This window comes from Bradyrhizobium sp. USDA 4502 (genome assembly GCF_054063355.1).
Genome location: NZ_JBSSGF010000001.1, coordinates 1281903 through 1299356, shown reverse-complemented (window position 1 = coordinate 1299356; position 17454 = coordinate 1281903). Strand labels below are relative to the sequence as shown.

Below are 17454 nucleotides of genomic sequence, written 5' to 3'. Positions count from 1 at the left end.
CAATCCGTGGCATAGAGGTTCCTGACCGCGACACCAGCAGGGGACGCCCGTGACCACGCTCGCCCATCAGCCGCCGCAGATCATCCGCGCCAATGGCATCGACATCTGCTACGAGATTTTTGGCGATGCGAATGCCGAGCCGCTGCTCCTGATCATGGGCCTCGGCGCCCAGATGATCCATTGGGACGACGAGTTCTGCCGCCAGCTCGCCGCGCGCGGTTTTCGCGTCATCCGATTCGACAACAGGGATATCGGCAAATCCTCCCGCCTGAGCGGCGGCAAGCGGCTGACCGCGCTCGAACTGCTCAAGCTCCGCTTCCTGAAGATCCCGGTCGCAGCGCCCTACAAGCTGGCCGACATGGCGAGGGACACGATCGGGCTGATGGATGTGCTCGGCATCCGCACCGCGCATCTGGTCGGGGCCTCGATGGGCGGCATGATCGCGCAGGAGGTTGCCATCACCTTCCCCGAACGCGTGCGCTCGCTGACCTCGATCATGTCGACCACGGGCAATCCAAAGATCCCGGGCCCGACCCGCGAGGCGACCGCGGTGCTGATGGCGCCGCCACCGAAGAGCAAGGAAGAGTATTTCGTCCGCTTCGGGCAGACCTGGAAAGTCCTGCGTAACGGCTCGTTCCCTGAAGATGAGGCGCTCGATCCCGAACGCGCGCGGCGCACCTTCGAGCGCGGCCTCAATCCGGAGGGCGTCAGCCGTCAGCTCCGCGCCATCCTCGCCTCCGGCAGCCGCAAGGAGCGCCTGCGCGGCGTCAAGGCGCCGACGCTGGTGATCCACGGTACCATCGATCCGCTGGTGCATCCCGAAGGCGGCAAGGACACCGCGGTCTCGATCCCGGGCGCGAAGCTCGTGATGATCGAGGGCATGGGCCACGCCCTGCCGATTCCGATGTGGCCACAGATCATCGACGCCATCGACAAGCACGCGCATGGCGCGGCGGCGAAGGCGGCGTGAGGCCGGAGCGTTTTCGAGCGAAGTGGATACCGGTTCGCGTGAAGAAAACGCCTCAAAGCCAGAATCGAGAGTCCCGTCCCGATTCAATCGGAACGGGGCTCCGGTATCTCCCGGTAACCATGTGAGCCGTGAGTGCGTTCTTCCGGGCGCGGCATGGACGCTGTAGAGAGCGCTATCCACCGCTCAGCCACCGGGAGCAACCAGATGAAGACTCTTCTCCGGCCACGGACGGCCGTCGCCGCTCTCCTCCTCGCACTCGCGTCTTCATCGGCAATGGCGGCCGCCGGCGAGGCGCAGCAAGAGGCCAACCGCAAGGCGGTGCTGGCGTTCTACGAGAAGGGGCTGAACCAGAAGGACGCCGACGCAGCGCTCGCCTATGTCGGCAACCGCTATGTGCAGCACAATCCCGGCGCGGCCGACGGCCCGGAAGGCTTCCGCAAGTTCATCGGCTTCCTGCGCGAGAAGTTTCCGAACTCGCACAGCGAGATCAAGCGCTCATTCGTCGACGCCGACTACGTGATCCTGCACGTCCACGCCGTGCGCGAGCCCGGCACCCGCGGCAACGCGATCGTCGACATCTTCAAGCTCGAGGACGGCAAGATCGTCGAGCACTGGGACGTGGCGCAGCCCGTTCCGGAGAATCCCGCCAACAACAACACGATGTTCTAAGGCATCGTGACGGCTTGTGCTCAGTCACTGGCATGATCAGGCTGGCGAGCGCGCCGGGACGCCGGCTATTGCTTGACCGCGATCCAGATCACGTGGCGGACACCGCGGCCCCGGCCGGTGGCTCGGACGGCAATTTCGTTGACCGCGAACCCGGCCCGGGTCAGCGATTTCGGGAACTTGGCGTTCGGACCGGACGACCAGACCGCAAGCACGCCGCCGCGCCGCAATGCCGCGTGTGCGATCTTGAGCCCGGAGACATCATACAGCGCGTCATTGGCCTTGCGGGTGAGACCTTCAGGCCCGTTATCGACGTCGAGCAGGATGGCATCGAAGCTGAGCGGTTGGCGTTCGATCACGCTGGCAACATCCTCCTCCCGGATGCTCACGCGCGGATCGTTCAGGCTGTCGCCGAAAATCTCCGCCATCGGACCTCGCGCCCAGGCAACGACCGCCGGCACCAGCTCGGCCACCGTGATCCGCGCCTCGGGTCCGAGCACGGCGAGCGCGGCCCGCAGCGTAAAGCCCATGCCGAGGCCGCCGATCAGAAAATGTGGCCGTGCGACCTTCTCGATCTTCTTCGCGGCAAGCGTCGCCAACGCCTCTTCCGAGCCCGACAGGCGGCTGTTCATCAGCTCGTTGGTGCCGAGCATGATCGAGAATTCGCGGCCTCGCCGCATCAGACGCAATTCACCCTCGGTTCCGGGAATGCGCGTGGTATCGATCTTTTCCCATGGAATCATGCGGCGGCTTGTAACATGGCCGGCACCTCTGCCGTAGCCCGGATGGAGCGAAGCGAAATCCGGGGTCTGCCCCGTCCGCATAAGACGCTGTCCCGGATTACGCTTCGCTTCATCCGGGCTACGAAGGCGTGAGCCTACCCACCTGTCCAGACGTCGAGCACGTAGCGGTTCCTGGTGCCCATTTCCTCGATCCAGCGCGCGGCGGCGTCAGTGTCGACACCGGTGCGCTCGCGATAGATCGACATCAGGGTCGCCTTGACGTCGGGCTCCATCCTGCCGCCGTCGCCGCAGACATAGACGATCGCGCCCTTCTGGATCAGCTCCCAGACCCGGTCCTTCTGCGCGGCGACGAGGTGCTGCACATAGGTCTTCGGACCGTCGGCGCGCGAGAAGGCGGTGTGGAGTTCACTGACGCCGTCGGCTGCGAACGCCTTCAGCTCATCCGCATAGATGAAGTCCTGCTCGGGATGCCGGCAGCCGAAGAACAGCATCGCCGGCCCCAGCGTCGCGCCCTGCGCCTTGCGCGCGGCGCGTTCCTGCAGGAAGCCGCGGAACGGCGCGAGCCCGGTGCCCGGCCCGATCATGATGATCGGCACGGCATTGTCATCGGGCAGGCGGAAGCCCGCCTTGGTCTCCTTGATGGTGGCGTGGACGGTGTCGCCGGCGCGGCGGCGCGCCAGATAGTTCGAACAGATACCCTTGTAGATGCCGCGGCCGGAGCTTGCGGGCGCCTCCACGACGCCCACGGTGACGCTGCAGCGCTGCGCCTCGCCGGCCGGAGACGACGAGATCGAATAATAGCGCGGCGCCAGCAGCGACAGCATTTCGAGATAGAGGTGGAACGGCAGCTCGCAGGCCGGATATTCCTCGAGCAGGTCGAACACCGATTTGCGCTTGGCCAGCAACTCGGTGCGATAGCGCGCGGCCGACGCCTCGTCGTCGCCGACATAGGCCATCAGCTTCGGCTTGGTCACCGGGCAGCGGGTGTGCTCGGCCATGATCTGGATCTGCTTGCGGGTCGCGACCTGCTGCAGCTCGACGAACTCGGTGAGCAGCCGTCCGACCGAGACGGCGTTGCCGACCGGCAATTGCGCGCGGCGGCCTTCGGAGACCTGCAGACGGATCTGGTCGGCCGGCAGGAAGCCGAAGCGGCGCGCAACGGAATCGACCAATGTCGGATCGTTGCGCGGCACCACGCTGAGATGATCGCCGACACGGTATTTCAGGCTGACCGGCAGCTCGACCTCGATATGCCGGGTCGAACGCTCCGACGGATGAGCGCCAGCCTTGGTCTGCAGCTCGCTGTTGGCGAGCACCTTCATCGGCACCGCGCCGCCTTGCGTGACGATGGTGTTGACCGCACCCTGCGCCACCGGCTCGATCGCGTAGAGCGGCTCGTCTTCGGCGGTGCGGGTGAAATTCCAGTCGATGCCGAATTCCTTGGTCGCGACCTTGGCCGCCTCCGGGAACCATTTCTGGAACTGGCCGTCGAGATCGCTGCGCGCATCGCCCTCGCCGCGCGGATAGACGGCGCGCGCACCATGCTTGGTGAGCTGCTCGTCGATGAAGCGCGGCACCGACTGGTAGGTCGCCGCCCAATCGCTGTTGCCGCAACCGAACACCGCGTAGCGGACCTTGGCGAAGGCGTCCTTCGGCAGGTCGCTATCGAGCCATTTGACGAACTGCGTGGCGTTGTCGGGCGCCGCGCCATTATAGGAGGCGCAGATGATCAGCACGCCGCCCTCCTCCGGCAGCTTGCCGACATAATCGTCCAGCGGACCCAGCCGCGTCGCGAAGCCGTTGATCTCGGACAGATCGGCCATGCGGGTCGCCAGCTCCTCGGCGGAGCCGAGATTGGAGCCGTACAGCACCAGCATCGGCGTGTTGTGGCCGGGACGCGTGGCCGGCGCGCGCGGTGCCTTCGGCGCGGCCGCAACCGCGCCCGTGCTGCCGGCGAACGCGCCGCGGTCCTTGTCGTCGCGCGGCCGTACCTTGATCCTGAAGCCATCCGGCTTGACCGTCAGCGTCTCCTTCAGATGCATCTGGTAACGATGCACGTCGATCAGCTTGAAGCGCTGCAGGATCATCCCGATCGCCAGCGCCGCCTCGTGCATGGCAAAGCCGCGGCCGATGCAGGCGCGCTGGCCGTTGCCGAACGGCTTCCAGGCGTTGATCGGGCGCTTGGCCTCCGCCTCGCGGCTGAAATTCTCGGGATCGAACACGTCGGGGTTCGGGCCCCAGACGCTGGGATCGCGGTGCAGCGCCATCACCAGGATGGTGATGAAGGTGTTCTTCTTCAGCTTGTACTTGCCGCCGATCATCTCATCGTTGAGCGGCGCGATGCCGTAGGCCGGCGCCGGCGGCCACAGCCGCAGCGCCTCCTTCAGGCATTGGGTGATGTAGGTGAGTTGGGTCACCTGCTGATAGGTTGGCCGCGCATTGACGTCGGGACCGAGGACGCGATCGACCTCCTCATAGGCCTTCTTCAGCACCTCCGGGTGCTTCAGCAGCGCGTAGATCGTGCACGACAACAGGCCGCTGGTGGTCTCGTGGCCGGCGATCAGGAAGGTGTTGATCTGGTAGCGGATGTTGACGTCGTCGAGCTGCTCGCCGGTGGCGCGGTCGACGCCGGTCATCATCGCCGCCAGCATGTCCTTCTTGTCGTCGGTCGCGGCGGTGCTGCCGCGCCGCTCGGCGATGATCTCGTCGACCATCTTGTTCATGAAGGCGACGTCGTCGGCGAGCGTCTTGCGCCGCTTCTGCATCCACAGACCCTCGAGCGGCAGGCCGCGGGTCATCATGATGGTTTCGAGCGAGCGCACCAGCGATTCCACGAACGGGTGGTAGTCGCGGCGGTAGAACGAGTTGAAGCGGTAGTCGAAGCCGCAGAGGCCGATGGTGTCGAGGGTGAGCGCCGTCATGTCGTGGACGACCTCGATCTCCTCGTCGGCGTTGAGGCGCTCCCATTTCTTGACCAGCTGCTCGGCGATGTCGACCATGCTCGGGTGGTACGACTGCATGGCGCGGTTGCCGAACGGCTGCATCAGGATGTTGTGCGCCTTGCTCCAGTTCGGCTCCTTGGTGTCGGCGGTGAACAGGCCGTCGCCGCCGACCGCGCGGACCCGGCGCAGCGAGCCGCGCACGGCCTTGTCGAAGCGCTTCTCGTCGGAGAGCTCGTCGACGAGATCGTGACCGGACACGATCACGAGCGGCGCGCCCATCATGTCGAGCCAGAAGATCGGTCCGAGCTCCTTGGAGAGCTTGACGAGATGCTGGACCGGCGCGGTCGAGTCCAGCGACAGCATGTTGCCGACCACCGGCTTCGTCGGCGGATGCGGAATCGGACTCAGTCTGTTGCCGGACGCCATTTTCGAAGTGCCCCCTCTAACCTCAGTCATTCCGGGATGGTCCGAAGGACCAGACCCGGAATCTCGAGATTCCGGGTTCGATGCTGCGCATCGCCCCGGAATGACGACGCCGTCGTCAGCCAAACCGCTTTCTGCGCCATTCGATCAGCTTCGCGCTGACTTCGTCAGGCTTTTCCTGCTGCGTCCAATGGCCGCTGTCCTTGACGAGATACTTCTCGAGGTCCGGCACCAGCCGCTCCATGCCGTCGGCGGCCGAGGGCGGCAGCACCGCGTCGTTCTCGGCCATGATCATCAGCGACGGCACCCGGACGTGATGGTCCAGCCCGGCCGAGCGCTCCCAGTTGCGGGTGAAATTGCGATACCAGTTGATGCCGCCGGTGAAGCCGGTCTTGGTGAAGGTGTCGACGAACACCTTTTTCTCGTCCGCGGACAGGATCGGCGTGCGCGGGTCATGCTTGGCGTCGTAGTTCGCGATCATCTGCGGAAACGCCAGGTTGAGCCGCGCCGAGGCGCCGACGCCGGCGATCGGCTGTTCGGGCGGCGCGTCCGCCGGACGCGGCACCGGCTTGCGCATGAAGGCGTCGAAGGTCTGCTCGACGCGGCTGCCGAAGATGCGGTCGGGCTCGCGCCCCGGATCCTGGAACTGGACGATGTACATGTGGTCGCCGAAGCGCTGGCGGAACAGCGCGACCGGATCCATCGGGGCGCGGTCCCAATGCGGCGTGTTGACGCCGACGACGCCGGCGACCCGCGCAGGATGCCTGAGCGGCATCTGCCAGACGACAAAGCCGCCCCAGTCGTGACCGACGAAGATCGCCTTGTCGATCTTGAGATGGTCGAGCAGGCCGACGAGATCGCCGGTCAGGTGCTCCATGTCGTAGGCCTCGACCGGCTCCGGCCGGTCGGTCGCGCCATAGCCGCGCTGATCCGGCGCAATCACCCGGATGCCGGCCTCGCCCAGCGCCTTGATCTGGTGGCGCCAGGAGAACGCCAGTTCAGGCCAGCCGTGGCACAGCACCACCGGCGGCGTGTCGGTCTTGGGGCCTGCTTCATAAAACCCCATGCGGATGCCGTTCGTCTCGGCGAACTGCAGCGGTGGCATCTCAATCATCGGCCGGGATCCTTATTCGGCTGCGCCCTTGATGTCCGCGGGCGGGGGAGCGAACGCCGCCTCAAGTACATCGAACTCGAGCGGCAGCATGTCGCACATCACCTGCACGTGGGGAATGATGTTGGCGCCCACGATGAAGCCGAAATCGAGCTGATCGCGGTAGCTCTGCACGGTGATGTTGAGCGCCACGCCGTGGGTCGAGATCGAAACCGGGAAGATGTGCAGCAGCTCGGCACCCGCCGCATACAGCGTCTGCCGCGGCCCCGGCACGTTCGAGACCGTGATGTTGGTGGCCGGCGGCAGCACGTTGGAGAGGTCGGAGCGGCTGTAGAGCAGCGCCATGATCTGCACCAGGATCGGCGCGCCCAGCAGCGAGATGTTGGTGACCTGCGGCACCAAAGCGCGCAGCGGATGCGACATCTCCTTGGACTTGGTCGACTGCGCGATGATGGTTTCCAGCCGCTTCCGGGGATCCTCGATGTCGGTCGCGATCGAGCAGATCATGCCGAACACCTGGTTATTGGATTCGGCGTTGCCCTCCTCCCGCAGCGAGATCGGAACACCTGCCGTCAGCGACTTGTTCGGCAGCGCGCCCTGGCTGATCAGATAGCGCCGCACCACGCCGGAGGCGAGCGCCAGCACGACGTCGTTGAGCTTGCCGCCGGACGCCTTCGCCAGAGCCTTGGCACGCGACAGCGAGATCGAGGTGCCGGCAAAGCTGCGTTCGGACGAGATCGCCTTGTTGAGGATGGTCGGCGGCGAGGACATCGCCTGCAGGCTTTCGCGCGACCTCGGATCGGCGACCTTGGCGACGACGTCGGACAGGCTCTTCATGACCGTCGGCATGGAGCCGGCGAACTTCACCGCGCTTTCGATCTGGAACATGGCGTTGTCGAACAGGATCGAGCCGAGGTCGCTCTTGCCGGAACGCGGCAGCTCCAGGCTCTTCTGCGCGGCGGCGGCCGCCTCGAACGGCTGGGTCCAGAGTTGCTGATAGGCATCGATCAGATTGGCCGCGATGTCGCGCGGCTCCTGCGCGACCCTCTTCGCGCTCGGCGGCTCGATCTCGCGCGGCACCGGCGTCAGGTCGTAGATCATGCTGGTCAGCGCCGCGCCGGCGCCGCCGTCGATGCAGGCATGGTGCATCTTGGAATAGAGCCCGATCTCGTTGTCCCTCATGCCCTCGAAGACATAGAACTCCCAGAGCGGGCGGGCGCGGTTCAACAGCTTGGCGTGCATCCAGCCAACGATACGCTCCAGCGTCGCGCGATCGTGCGGCGCCGGCAGGCTGGCGCGGAAGATGTGACGGTCGATGTCGAACTGATCGTCCTCGACCCAGGACGGATGATCGATATCGAGCGGCGCCTTCTGCAGCCGTGCCTTGAGGATCGGCGCGATGTGCAGCCGCGAGGCGATCATCGCCTTGAACTCCTCGAAGAAGTCGCCCTTGTAGCCGTCGGGCAGGCGGAAGATCGCCATGCTGCCGACATGCATCGGCATTTCCGGCGTTTCCAGATAGAGAAACGATGCGTCCAGCGAGGACAGCTTCTTGGCGTCGCTCATGGTCTCCTCCCGAGAGCCTACTTACGCGGGCGCCTTGGGCGGCGCTTCTCGTCGTTTGGTCAGGATAGTGCCTGTTCTGCGGGCCCGTAGGCAATGGCAAAGGGGCCCGACCGGTCAAAATGCCGGAATTCCCCTTCCGGCTGGGCCAGCCGGTCCGCAATCGCCCACAGCGCCGCGGGATTGACGCCGAGGCCGATATGGCTGGCGAAATGCACCTCGATGTTCTCGGCGGTGGCCGACGGCCGCACGCGCGAGGTCCGCCAGTTCACGATGCCATCGGTGCGGGAATAGATCGAGGTCGTCGGCACCGGCATATCGCCGGCGATCGCGGCGCGGATCTCAGGGATGTCACCCACAGCTTCGCCGGACAACAGCTCATAGAGCCGCGTCGCATTGGTGGCGCGGATGTCGTCGGCGAACGGGCTGCCCAGCGTGATGATGGAGCGCACCAGCTCCGGCATCTGCGACGCCAAGTCGCGCGCATAGACGCCGCCGAGGCTCCAGCCGATGATCGAGACCTTGCGCCCCGACGCCTCATGGACCCGCTTCAGCAGGTCGCGCAGCGCAGCCCGCCTGCTGGAAATCCCGCCGAAATTGCGGCCCATGTTCCAGGCATAGGCATCGTAGCCGAGCTCCTTGAGATAGCGCCGCATCGGCGCCATCGAAAGGTCGCTGGCAAGGAAGCCCGGCAGCGTCAGCACCGGATGACCATCGCCCTTCGGCGCCTGCATCAGGAGGGGCGACAGCAGCAGGCTCGAGTTGAGTTCGAGCACGCCGCGCGCCTCCGCCAGCATCAGGAACAGGCTCGGCGGGCGCAACCGGCGTTCGGTCCCATCAACGCTCCTGTCCATGTCGGTCACTATTTCTTCTTGCTCGCGCCGCCGAAGCCGGCCATCGCCACGAACATGTCCTGGAAGCGCTCGGCGAGCTTCGGATCGAAGGTGAACCAGCTCTGCATCAGCGATTCCGGCGAAATCTTCTCGATGTTCGACAGCATCTGCTGCTGCAGCTTGTCCATGACGGCGGTTTGCATCGGCGCCACATCCGGCAGGCCGAAGAATTGCCGCGCTTCGAGGGGCGTACAATCTATCTCGACGTTGACTTTCATATCCGCCTCCTCAAATGCGCCGTGGCCCGCCACAGTATCGCCGGGACGGGGCGAGTTGCGCAAGCGAGCCGTACCTGCCCCGGGGGGCAGTCGGCCTCAATCATCCGTTATGGTCAACCAAACCGTTTGGAGCGGTTGCTCGAGGCGCGCCGGTGATCATTCCCGTGACCGACAAGCGGCACTCCGAAAGTCGAATGTCACGCGTTCGCGCCGACAGCCTACTCTCCAATCCGGTTCATTGCGCTGCACCCGCGCGGACGGGTTAACCCTTTGGCAAATCGCGCTTGCGCGGCCGGTAAACTCTGGCAACATGGATCAATAATACCAGCCGGACAAAGCAGCCGGCGGACAAGAACGGGGACGCGGGATTACATGTCGGTACGTTGGAGTTTGTTTGCGGCCACTGTCGCCGCACTCGTCGCCTTTGCTTTGCCGGCATCGGCCCAGACGTTGAAGTATGCGAACCAGGGCGAGCTGAAGTCGCTGGATCCCTACACGCTGAAGGAAACCACGACGATCGCGCACCACGCCCACGTCTACGAAGGCCTCACCGCGCGCGACAAGGACCTCAAGATCATTCCGGCCCTGGCGGAAAGCTGGGAGACGCTGAGCCCGACCAAATGGCGCTTCCATCTGCGCAAGGGCGTGAAATTCCACAATGGCGATCCCTTCACCGCCGACGACGTGCTGTTCTCGGCCGAGCGCGTCCGCGCCAAGGGCTCCAACTTCCTCAGCAACGTCCCGGCCGACGCCAAGTTCAGCAAGGTCGACGACTACACCGTCGACGTGACGCTGGACTCGCCCAATCCCATCCTGATCTCGCAATGGGATAGCTGGTACATCATGGACAAGAAGTGGTGCGAGGAGAACAACTCGGTTGCACCGACGCCGGCCTCCGCAACCACGCCGAGCTACGCGGCGCTGCACGAGAACGGCACCGGCCCCTTCACGATCGAGAGCCATCAGCCCGGCGTGAAGACCGTGTTCAAGGCGTTTCCCGGCTATTGGCGCAAGCCCGAGCATAATCTCAAGGAGATCATCTTCACCCCGATCGGCTCCGACGCCACCCGCGTTGCCGCGCTGCTCTCGGGCGAAGTCGACGTCATCGAACCGGTTCCGCTCCAGGACATCCAGCGCGTCAATTCCAGCGGCGTCGCCACCGTCATGACCGCGCCGGAGATTCGTACCATCTTCATCGGCATGGATACGGCGCGCGACGAGCTGCTGTATTCCAACATCAAGGGCAAGAATCCGTTCAAGGACATCCGCGTCCGCGAAGCTTTCTACAAGACGATCGACGTCGATCTGATCAAGACCCGCGTCATGCGCGGCATGTCGACCCCCTCGACGTTGATGATCGCCCCCGAGCTCTATCCGCTGTCGAAGGAATTCACCCGGCCGAAGCTCGATCCTGATGGTGCCAAGAAGCTGCTGGCCGACGCCGGCTATCCGAACGGCTTCGAAGTCACGATGGACTGCCCGAACGACCGCTATGTCAACGACGCCGCGATCTGCCAGGCGGTGGTCGGCATGCTGGCCCGCATCGGCGTCAAGGTGAACCTGCTGGCGCAGCCGAAGGCGCAGTATTTCGCCAAGGTGCTGAAGCCCGGCGGCTACCAGACCTCGTTCTTCATGCTGGGCTGGACGCCCGCGACCTCCGACTCGCACAACGTGCTGCACGACATCCTCGGCTGCCGCGACGATCCGAAGGATGCCACCCGGGGCGAGGCCAATCTCGGTGGCTATTGCAACAAGGAAGTCGACGCGCTCACCGACAAGGTGCTGGTCGAGGGCGACACTGCCAAGCGCGACCAGTTGATCAAGCAGGCCTACGACATCGTCATCAAGGATTACGGCTACATTCCGCTGCATCAGCAACCGCTGGTGTGGGGCGTGTCGAAAAAGGTCAAATTGACCCAGCGCGCGGACAACCAGGTGCTGCTCTACTGGGCGACCAAGCAGGGTGAATAGTGGCTCTGGCGAATTGGGTCCCGGAAGCGCAGGCTTCCGGGACCGCTCGTTTTCCGGCCGCGCAAGGCCGCGCGCCAATGTCAAAAGCAGTGAAAGGTAGAGATGCTGGCTTTCACTCTTCGCCGCTTCCTGCAGGCAATCGGCGTGATGCTCGCCGTGGGCGTGATTGCGTTCGCGATGTTCCGCTTTGCCGGCGACCCGGTGAACCAGATCGTCTCGATCGACACCTCGGCCGCGCAGCGCGCCGAAATCCGGCAGTCGCTCGGCCTTGACGATCCGGTGCTGGTGCAGTTCGGCCGCTACTTCATCAATGCGCTGCAGTTCAAGTTCGGCGTCTCCTACCAGTTCCGCCTGCCGGTCTCCTCGCTGCTGGCGGAGCGGCTGCCGGCGACGCTGGAGCTTTCGATCTGCGCCACGCTGTTCGCGATGGTGGCCGGCATCCTGATGGGGGTCTATTCGGCGCTGCGCCGCGACACAGTGCTTGCCAAATTATTCCAGGCGGTATCGCTGATCGGCATTTCGCTGCCGACCTTCCTGATCGGCATCCTCCTGATCTATCTGTTCGCGGTGACGCTGGGCTGGCTGCCCTCCTTCGGCCGCGGCGAGGTGGTGAAGCTCGGCTGGTGGACCACCGGACTGCTGACCGTCTCGGGCCTGAAGGCGCTGATCATGCCGGCGATCACGCTCGGGCTGTTCCAGATGACCCTGATCATGCGGCTGGTGCGTGCCGAAATGCTGGAAGTGCTGCGGACCGACTATATCCGTTTCGCCCGCGCCCGCGGGCTGACCACGCGCGCGATCCATTTCGGCCATGCGCTGAAGAACACCCTGGTTCCGGTCATCACGGTGGCCGGTCTGCAGTTTGGCTCGGTTATTGCCTTCTCGATCATCACCGAAACCGTGTTCCAATGGCCGGGTATGGGACTTCTCTTCGTGCAGGCCGTGCAAAATGTCGATATCCCGATCATGGCCGCATATCTGTTGATGGTCTCGCTGATCTTCGTCACCATTAATCTCGTGGTCGACATCCTCTACACCGTGGTCGATCCGCGCTTGCGCTCGACCGTCGGCCGCGCGGCGTGAGGGCTGACCGATGTCCGATGCCGTCGTCCCCCATCGTTCCCAAGGCCACCAGGCCCCTGCCGGCTGGTTCAGGCGCGCGCTCGACAGCGACATCTTCTATTCGTTCCGTCGCTCCAGGCTGACGATGGTCGCCGCCGTGATTACGCTGCTGTTCTTTCTGCTCGCAATCTTCGCATCATGGCTCGCGGTGCAGAACCCGTTCGACCCGGCACAGCTGCAGCTGATCAACTCGCGGATCGCGCCGCTGTGGACCGCCGACGGCCAAAGCCCGTTCCTGCTCGGCACCGACGAGCAGGGCCGCGATGTGCTCTCGGCGATCCTTTACGGCCTGCGCATCTCCCTTGCGGTCGGCCTGGCCGGCGTGGTCTTTGCCGGCGCGCTCGGCATCGCCCTCGGGCTGATCGCAGGCTATTTCGGCGGTGTGGTCGACACCGTGATCATGCGGATCGCCGACGTGCAGCTCACCTTCCCCGCGATCCTGATCGCGCTGCTGGTCAACGGCGTCGCCAAATCGGTGCTCGGCAACCGGCTCGACGAGATGAGCACGCTCGGCGTCCTGATCATCGCGATCGGCCTCAGTTTCTGGGTGCAATATGCCCGCACCGTGCGCGGTTCGGTGATGGTCGAGAAGAACAAGGACTACGTGGCCGCGGCGCAGCTGATCGGCCTGCCGGCGCCGAAGATCATGCTGCGGCACGTGCTGCCGAACACGATGGGCCCGATCCTCGTCATCGCCACCATCAACCTCGCGCTCGCGATCATCACCGAGGCGACGCTGTCGTTCCTTGGCGCCGGCATGCCCGACACCATGCCCTCGCTCGGCACCCTGATCCGGATCGGCAACAACTATCTGTTCGCCGGCGAATGGTGGATCGTCGCCTTCCCCGGCATTGCGCTGGCCGGCCTGATCCTCTCCATCAACCTGCTCGGCGACTGGCTGCGCGACGCCCTCAATCCGAAGCTCCGATGACCAAGCCTGTTCTTTCCGTGCGCAATCTCGAGGTGGAATTCGTCACCCGCCGTGCGACCTTGCGCGCCATCAACGGCGTGTCGTTCGACATCGCCAAGGGCGAGGTGCTCGGCGTGGTCGGCGAGTCCGGCGCCGGCAAATCGGTCACCGGCCTTGCCGTGATCGGGCTCATCGATCCGCCCGGGCGGATTTCTGGCGGCGAGATCGAGCTCTCGGGCACGCGGATCGACCATCTGCCGCCGGAGGAGATCCGCCGCATCAGGGGCAGGCGGATCGGCATGATCTTCCAGGATCCGCTGACCAGCCTCAATCCGCTGTACCGGATCGGCGACCAGATCATCGAGACCATTCGCACCCACAGCAATCTGAGCGAGAGCGCCGCGCGCAGGCGCGCCATCGATCTGTTGGCCGAAGTGGGCATTCCAGCGCCGGAGAAGCGCATCGACGGCTACCCGCACGAATTCTCCGGCGGCATGCGCCAGCGCGTCGTCATCGCGCTTGCGATCTGCGCCGAGCCCGAACTGATCATCGCCGACGAGCCGACCACCGCGCTCGACGTCTCCGTGCAGGCGCAGATCATCGCGCTGATCAAGCGCCTCGGCCGCGACCACGGCACCGCGGTGATGCTGGTGACCCACGACATGGGCGTGATCGCCGAGACCTGTGACCGCGTTGCGGTGATGTATTCCGGCCGCATCGCCGAGATCGGCCCGGTGCAGGAGGTGGTGCGCAATCCGCTGCATCCCTACGCCAGGGGCCTGATGGGCGCGATCCCGACGCTTGCCGGCGAGGACAAGCGCCTGGTGCAAATCCCCGGCTCGATGCCGCGGCTGTCGGCGATTCCGCCGGGCTGCCCGTTCAATCCGCGCTGCGCGTTTGCCTTCGATCGCTGCCACGTCGAACGCCCCGAGCCGATCCGGCAGGGCACGCAGTTCGTTGCCTGTCATCTGTTCGAGCCGGCGAAGGAGACGGCGGCATGAGCGGAACATTCATCGAGGTCAGGAACCTGCGCCGCGTCTTCGACGTCTCCAAGCCGTGGCTCAACCGCGTGATCGAGGGCGGCCATCTCGAATTCCTGAAAGCCGTCGACGGCGTCTCCTTCGACATCAAGCGCGGCGAGACCTTCGCGCTGGTCGGCGAATCCGGTTCCGGCAAGACGACCGTCGCGCGCATGGTCGTCGGCCTGCTGCCGCCGAGCTCGGGCGAGGTCGTCATCGACGGCGTCTCGATGACCGATCCGCGGCAGGGCCAGGCGCGCCGCCGGCTGCGCCGGCGCATCCAGATGGTTTTCCAGGATCCCTATGCGAGCCTCAATCCGCGCTACCGGGTCGCCGCCATCGTCGCCGAGCCGATCCGCGCTTTCGACCTGATCCAGGGCGAGCACGACGTCAAGGCCCGGGTCGGCGAATTGCTCTCGCTGGTCGGCCTGCACCCCGACGACGGCCAAAAATTCCCGCACGAATTTTCCGGCGGCCAGCGCCAGCGCATCGCGATCGCCCGCGCGCTGGCATCCGAGGCCGAGTTCATCGTCTGCGATGAGCCGACCTCGGCGCTCGACGTCTCCGTGCAGGCGCAGATCCTCAACCTGATGCGCGACCTGCAGGACAAGTTCGGCCTCACCTATCTCTTCATCAGCCACAATCTCGCGGTCGTCCGCCACATGGCGAGCCGGATCGGCGTGATGTATCTCGGCCGCATCGTCGAGATCGCCGAAGGGCGAGAATTGTTCGAGAACCCGCGGATGCCCTACACGAAGATGCTGCTCGGCGCGGTTCCGGATCTTGCGATGTCCGGCCGCCAGCGCATCCCGGTGAAGGGCGAGATACCGAATCCGATCGATCCGCCGCTGGGCTGCTCGTTCAATCCGCGCTGTCCCCTCGCCTTCGATCTCTGCCGCCAGAAGACGCCGGAACTGATCGACGGCGTCGCCTGCCATGCCGTCAACAGTCCGGCCGTCGTTCCGGCATGATCACGCGGATGGGAGCGGCCATGTCCACCAAGCGGTTGGCATACCAGCCGGCCTGTGATCAAGTGCGCCCGCCGTAGAGACCCAACAACAAACCGACGAACGGTCAATCGCCATGAGCAACATCAACCCCGATCCGTTCACAACCCGGCCCGAGATCGAAGGCACCTTCGGCGTCGTCACCTCGACGCACTGGATCGCCACCGCGGTCGGCATGGCAACGCTGGAGAAAGGCGGCAACGCCTTTGACGCCGGAGTGGCCACCGCCTTCACGCTACAGGTGGTCGAGCCGCATCTGAACGGCCCCGGCGGCGACGTTCCGATCATCGTGCACGACGTCAAGCGCGGCAAAAGCGAGGTGATCTGCGGCCAGGGCCCGGCGCCGGCGAAGGCAACCATCGCGCATTATCGCAGCGAGGGTCTCGAGATGGTGCCCGGCACCGGCCTGCTTGCGGCCTGCGTGCCCGGCACGTTCGAATCCTGGATGCTGCTGCTGCGCGACTACGGCACCATGAAACTGCGCGACGTGCTGGAGCCCGCGATCGCCTACGCGCGCGACGGCTATCCGCTGGTCGAGCGTGCATCGGCCACCATCAGGACCGTCGAACAACTGTTCCGGAAATACTGGACCACATCGGCGGACGTCTATTTGCCCAACGGCGAGGTGCCGAAGCCCGGCACCATCTTCACCAACAGGAAGCTCGCGGAGACCTACGCACGCATCCTCACCGAGGCCGAGAGTGCCGGCGGCGATCGCGTCGCGCAGATCGAGCGCGCGCGGCAGGCCTGGTCGAAGGGCTTCGTCGCTGAGGCGATCGACAAGTTCTGCCGCACCCAAGAGGTGATGGACGTTTCCGGCTCGCCGCATCGCGGCGTCCTGTCGGCCGGCGACATGGCGCGCTGGCAGCCGACCATCGAGGCGCCGCTCACCTACGACTACGGCCGCTACACCGTGCAGAAGGCCGGGGTCTGGAGCCAGGGTCCGGTGATGCTGCAGCAGCTCGCGCTGCTGAAGGGTTTTGAGCTCGACGGGCTCGATCCCGCAGGCCCCGACTTCATCCATCTGCAGATCGAAGCCGCCAAGCTCGCCTATGCCGATCGCGAGACGTTCTACGGCGATCCGAAATTCACCGACATCCCGATCGAAACGCTGCTATCCGATGCCTATAACAACGAACGGCGCAAGCTGATCTCGAAAGACAAGGCTTCGCTCGACTTCCGCCCCGGCGCGGTCGAGGGCTTCGGCGGCGTTGTGAAGTTGCGACACGCCGAAGGGCATCGTGAAGCGGTCGGCGCCATGGGCGCGGGCGAGCCGACCGTCGGCCGGTTCGGCGAAGTGCGCGGCGACACCGTGCATTTCGACATCATCGACAAGGCCGGCAACATGATCTCGGCGACGCCGTCCGGCGGCTGGCTGCAGTCCTCGCCGGTGATTCCCGAGATCGGTTTCTGCCTCGGCAGCCGCGCCCAGATGTTCTGGCTCGAAGAGAACCACCCTGCTTCGCTCGCGCCGGGCAAGCGGCCGCGCACAACACTCTCGCCGACCATGGCGCTGCGCGACGGCGAGCCGTATCTCTCCTGGGGCTCGCCGGGCGGCGATCAGCAGGACCAGTGGATCACGCAGTTCTTCCTGCGTCATGTGCACGCCAGGCTCAATCTGCAGGAGGCGATCGACGCGCCGGCCTGGCACTCCGAGCATTTCCCGATCTCGTTCTGGCCGCGCACCTCGCGGCCCGGCGTCCTGGTGCTGGAAAACCGCGTGCCGAAATCGACCATCGACGAATTGAAGCGCCGCGGCCATGTGGTCGAGATTGGTCCCGATTGGTCGGAAGGCCGCCTCACCGCGGCCTCGAAGGTCGGCGCCCGCCGCCGCGCCGCCGCCAATCCGCGCGGCATGCAGGGTTACGCCGCAGGCCGCTAAACACGAAGGTTTGA

General features: G+C 65.2%; 14 protein-coding genes. 8 read left to right on the top strand and 6 right to left on the bottom strand.

The window, feature by feature from the left end; translation table 11 throughout:
- Nucleotides 1-49: 49 nt before the first annotated feature.
- Both ACVW1B_RS05780 and ACVW1B_RS05775 read left to right on the top strand, forming a co-directional pair.
- Nucleotides 50-970, top strand: a complete 921-nt coding sequence (locus ACVW1B_RS05780) for an alpha/beta fold hydrolase (protein ID WP_057017618.1) — start codon at nucleotides 50-52, stop codon at nucleotides 968-970.
- Between the two features lie 273 nt (nucleotides 971-1243).
- Nucleotides 1244-1639 carry a nuclear transport factor 2 family protein gene (locus tag ACVW1B_RS05775; RefSeq protein ID WP_456781944.1) on the top strand — a complete coding sequence of 132 codons (396 nt, stop codon included), beginning with the start codon at nucleotides 1244-1246 and terminating at the stop codon, nucleotides 1637-1639.
- 65 nt (nucleotides 1640-1704) lie between these two features.
- Here ACVW1B_RS05775 and ACVW1B_RS05770 read toward each other — a convergent pair whose 3' ends face one another.
- The 6 genes from ACVW1B_RS05770 to ACVW1B_RS05745 all read right to left on the bottom strand — a co-directional run bounded on the left by ACVW1B_RS05770 (nucleotide 1705) and on the right by ACVW1B_RS05745 (nucleotide 9529).
- Nucleotides 1705-2379, bottom strand: a complete 675-nt coding sequence (locus ACVW1B_RS05770; protein WP_456821328.1) for a spermidine synthase — start codon at nucleotides 2377-2379, stop codon at nucleotides 1705-1707.
- Between the two features lie 134 nt (nucleotides 2380-2513).
- Nucleotides 2514-5747 (bottom strand): bifunctional cytochrome P450/NADPH--P450 reductase, encoded by a 3234-nt coding sequence (locus ACVW1B_RS05765; protein ID WP_456821327.1) that lies wholly within the window; start codon nucleotides 5745-5747, stop codon nucleotides 2514-2516.
- Between the two features lie 115 nt (nucleotides 5748-5862).
- Nucleotides 5863-6858, bottom strand: a complete 996-nt coding sequence (locus ACVW1B_RS05760; RefSeq protein WP_411783097.1) for an alpha/beta fold hydrolase — start codon at nucleotides 6856-6858, stop codon at nucleotides 5863-5865.
- A 12-nt stretch (nucleotides 6859-6870) separates the two neighbouring features.
- Nucleotides 6871-8421, bottom strand: coding sequence for a WS/DGAT/MGAT family O-acyltransferase (locus ACVW1B_RS05755; protein ID WP_456821326.1), 1551 nt, complete (start codon nucleotides 8419-8421; stop codon nucleotides 6871-6873).
- Nucleotides 8422-8480: 59 nt separating this feature from the next.
- Nucleotides 8481-9272, bottom strand: a complete 792-nt coding sequence (locus tag ACVW1B_RS05750) for an esterase/lipase family protein (RefSeq protein WP_456781234.1) — start codon at nucleotides 9270-9272, stop codon at nucleotides 8481-8483.
- An 8-nt stretch (nucleotides 9273-9280) separates the two neighbouring features.
- Nucleotides 9281-9529: a DUF6489 family protein gene (locus ACVW1B_RS05745; RefSeq protein WP_018270495.1), complete on the bottom strand. Its 249-nt coding sequence runs from the start codon at nucleotides 9527-9529 to the stop codon at nucleotides 9281-9283.
- 372 nt (nucleotides 9530-9901) lie between these two features.
- Here ACVW1B_RS05745 and ACVW1B_RS05740 point away from each other — a divergent pair, with 372 nt between their 5' ends.
- The 6 genes from ACVW1B_RS05740 (at nucleotide 9902) to ACVW1B_RS05715 (ending at nucleotide 17440) form a co-directional block, all read left to right on the top strand.
- Entirely contained in the window at nucleotides 9902-11500 is a 1599-nt protein-coding gene (locus tag ACVW1B_RS05740) for an ABC transporter substrate-binding protein (RefSeq protein ID WP_456821325.1), read from the top strand.
- A 102-nt stretch (nucleotides 11501-11602) separates the two neighbouring features.
- Nucleotides 11603-12583, top strand: a complete 981-nt coding sequence (locus tag ACVW1B_RS05735) for an ABC transporter permease (RefSeq protein ID WP_038383837.1) — start codon at nucleotides 11603-11605, stop codon at nucleotides 12581-12583.
- 10 nt (nucleotides 12584-12593) lie between these two features.
- Complete coding sequence (locus ACVW1B_RS05730; RefSeq protein ID WP_076827131.1) at nucleotides 12594-13553, top strand: ABC transporter permease; 960 nt, start codon at nucleotides 12594-12596, stop codon at nucleotides 13551-13553.
- Nucleotides 13550-14533 carry an ABC transporter ATP-binding protein gene (locus ACVW1B_RS05725; RefSeq protein WP_141340834.1) on the top strand — a complete coding sequence of 328 codons (984 nt, stop codon included), beginning with the start codon at nucleotides 13550-13552 and terminating at the stop codon, nucleotides 14531-14533. The genes ACVW1B_RS05730 and ACVW1B_RS05725 overlap by 4 nt, the downstream gene beginning before the upstream one ends.
- On the top strand, nucleotides 14530-15522 hold the full coding sequence (locus ACVW1B_RS05720) for an ABC transporter ATP-binding protein (protein ID WP_456821324.1): 993 nt from the start codon (nucleotides 14530-14532) through the stop codon (nucleotides 15520-15522). The genes ACVW1B_RS05725 and ACVW1B_RS05720 overlap by 4 nt, the downstream gene beginning before the upstream one ends.
- A gap of 112 nt (nucleotides 15523-15634) precedes the next feature.
- Complete coding sequence (locus ACVW1B_RS05715; RefSeq protein WP_456821323.1) at nucleotides 15635-17440, top strand: gamma-glutamyltransferase family protein; 1806 nt, start codon at nucleotides 15635-15637, stop codon at nucleotides 17438-17440.
- Nucleotides 17441-17454: the final 14 nt, after the last annotated feature.

Excerpts from the sequence above, each read along its gene's own strand:
- ACVW1B_RS05755 (WP_456821326.1), bottom strand. The coding sequence starts at position 8,421 with ATGAGCGACGCCAAGAAGCTGTCCTCGCTGGACGCATCGTTTCTCTAT.
- ACVW1B_RS05720 (WP_456821324.1), top strand. The coding sequence starts at position 14,530 with ATGAGCGGAACATTCATCGAGGTCAGGAACCTGCGCCGCGTCTTCGAC.
- ACVW1B_RS05775 (WP_456781944.1), top strand. The coding sequence starts at position 1,244 with ATGGCGGCCGCCGGCGAGGCGCAGCAAGAGGCCAACCGCAAGGCGGTG.
- ACVW1B_RS05740 (WP_456821325.1), top strand. The coding sequence starts at position 9,902 with ATGTCGGTACGTTGGAGTTTGTTTGCGGCCACTGTCGCCGCACTCGTC.
- ACVW1B_RS05745 (WP_018270495.1), bottom strand. The coding sequence starts at position 9,529 with ATGAAAGTCAACGTCGAGATAGATTGTACGCCCCTCGAAGCGCGGCAA.
- ACVW1B_RS05725 (WP_141340834.1), top strand. The coding sequence starts at position 13,550 with ATGACCAAGCCTGTTCTTTCCGTGCGCAATCTCGAGGTGGAATTCGTC.
- ACVW1B_RS05730 (WP_076827131.1), top strand. The coding sequence starts at position 12,594 with ATGTCCGATGCCGTCGTCCCCCATCGTTCCCAAGGCCACCAGGCCCCT.
- ACVW1B_RS05760 (WP_411783097.1), bottom strand. The coding sequence starts at position 6,858 with ATGATTGAGATGCCACCGCTGCAGTTCGCCGAGACGAACGGCATCCGC.
- ACVW1B_RS05735 (WP_038383837.1), top strand. The coding sequence starts at position 11,603 with ATGCTGGCTTTCACTCTTCGCCGCTTCCTGCAGGCAATCGGCGTGATG.
- ACVW1B_RS05715 (WP_456821323.1), top strand. The coding sequence starts at position 15,635 with ATGAGCAACATCAACCCCGATCCGTTCACAACCCGGCCCGAGATCGAA.
- ACVW1B_RS05770 (WP_456821328.1), bottom strand. The coding sequence starts at position 2,379 with ATGATTCCATGGGAAAAGATCGATACCACGCGCATTCCCGGAACCGAG.
- ACVW1B_RS05765 (WP_456821327.1), bottom strand. The coding sequence starts at position 5,747 with ATGGCGTCCGGCAACAGACTGAGTCCGATTCCGCATCCGCCGACGAAG.
- ACVW1B_RS05750 (WP_456781234.1), bottom strand. The coding sequence starts at position 9,272 with ATGGACAGGAGCGTTGATGGGACCGAACGCCGGTTGCGCCCGCCGAGC.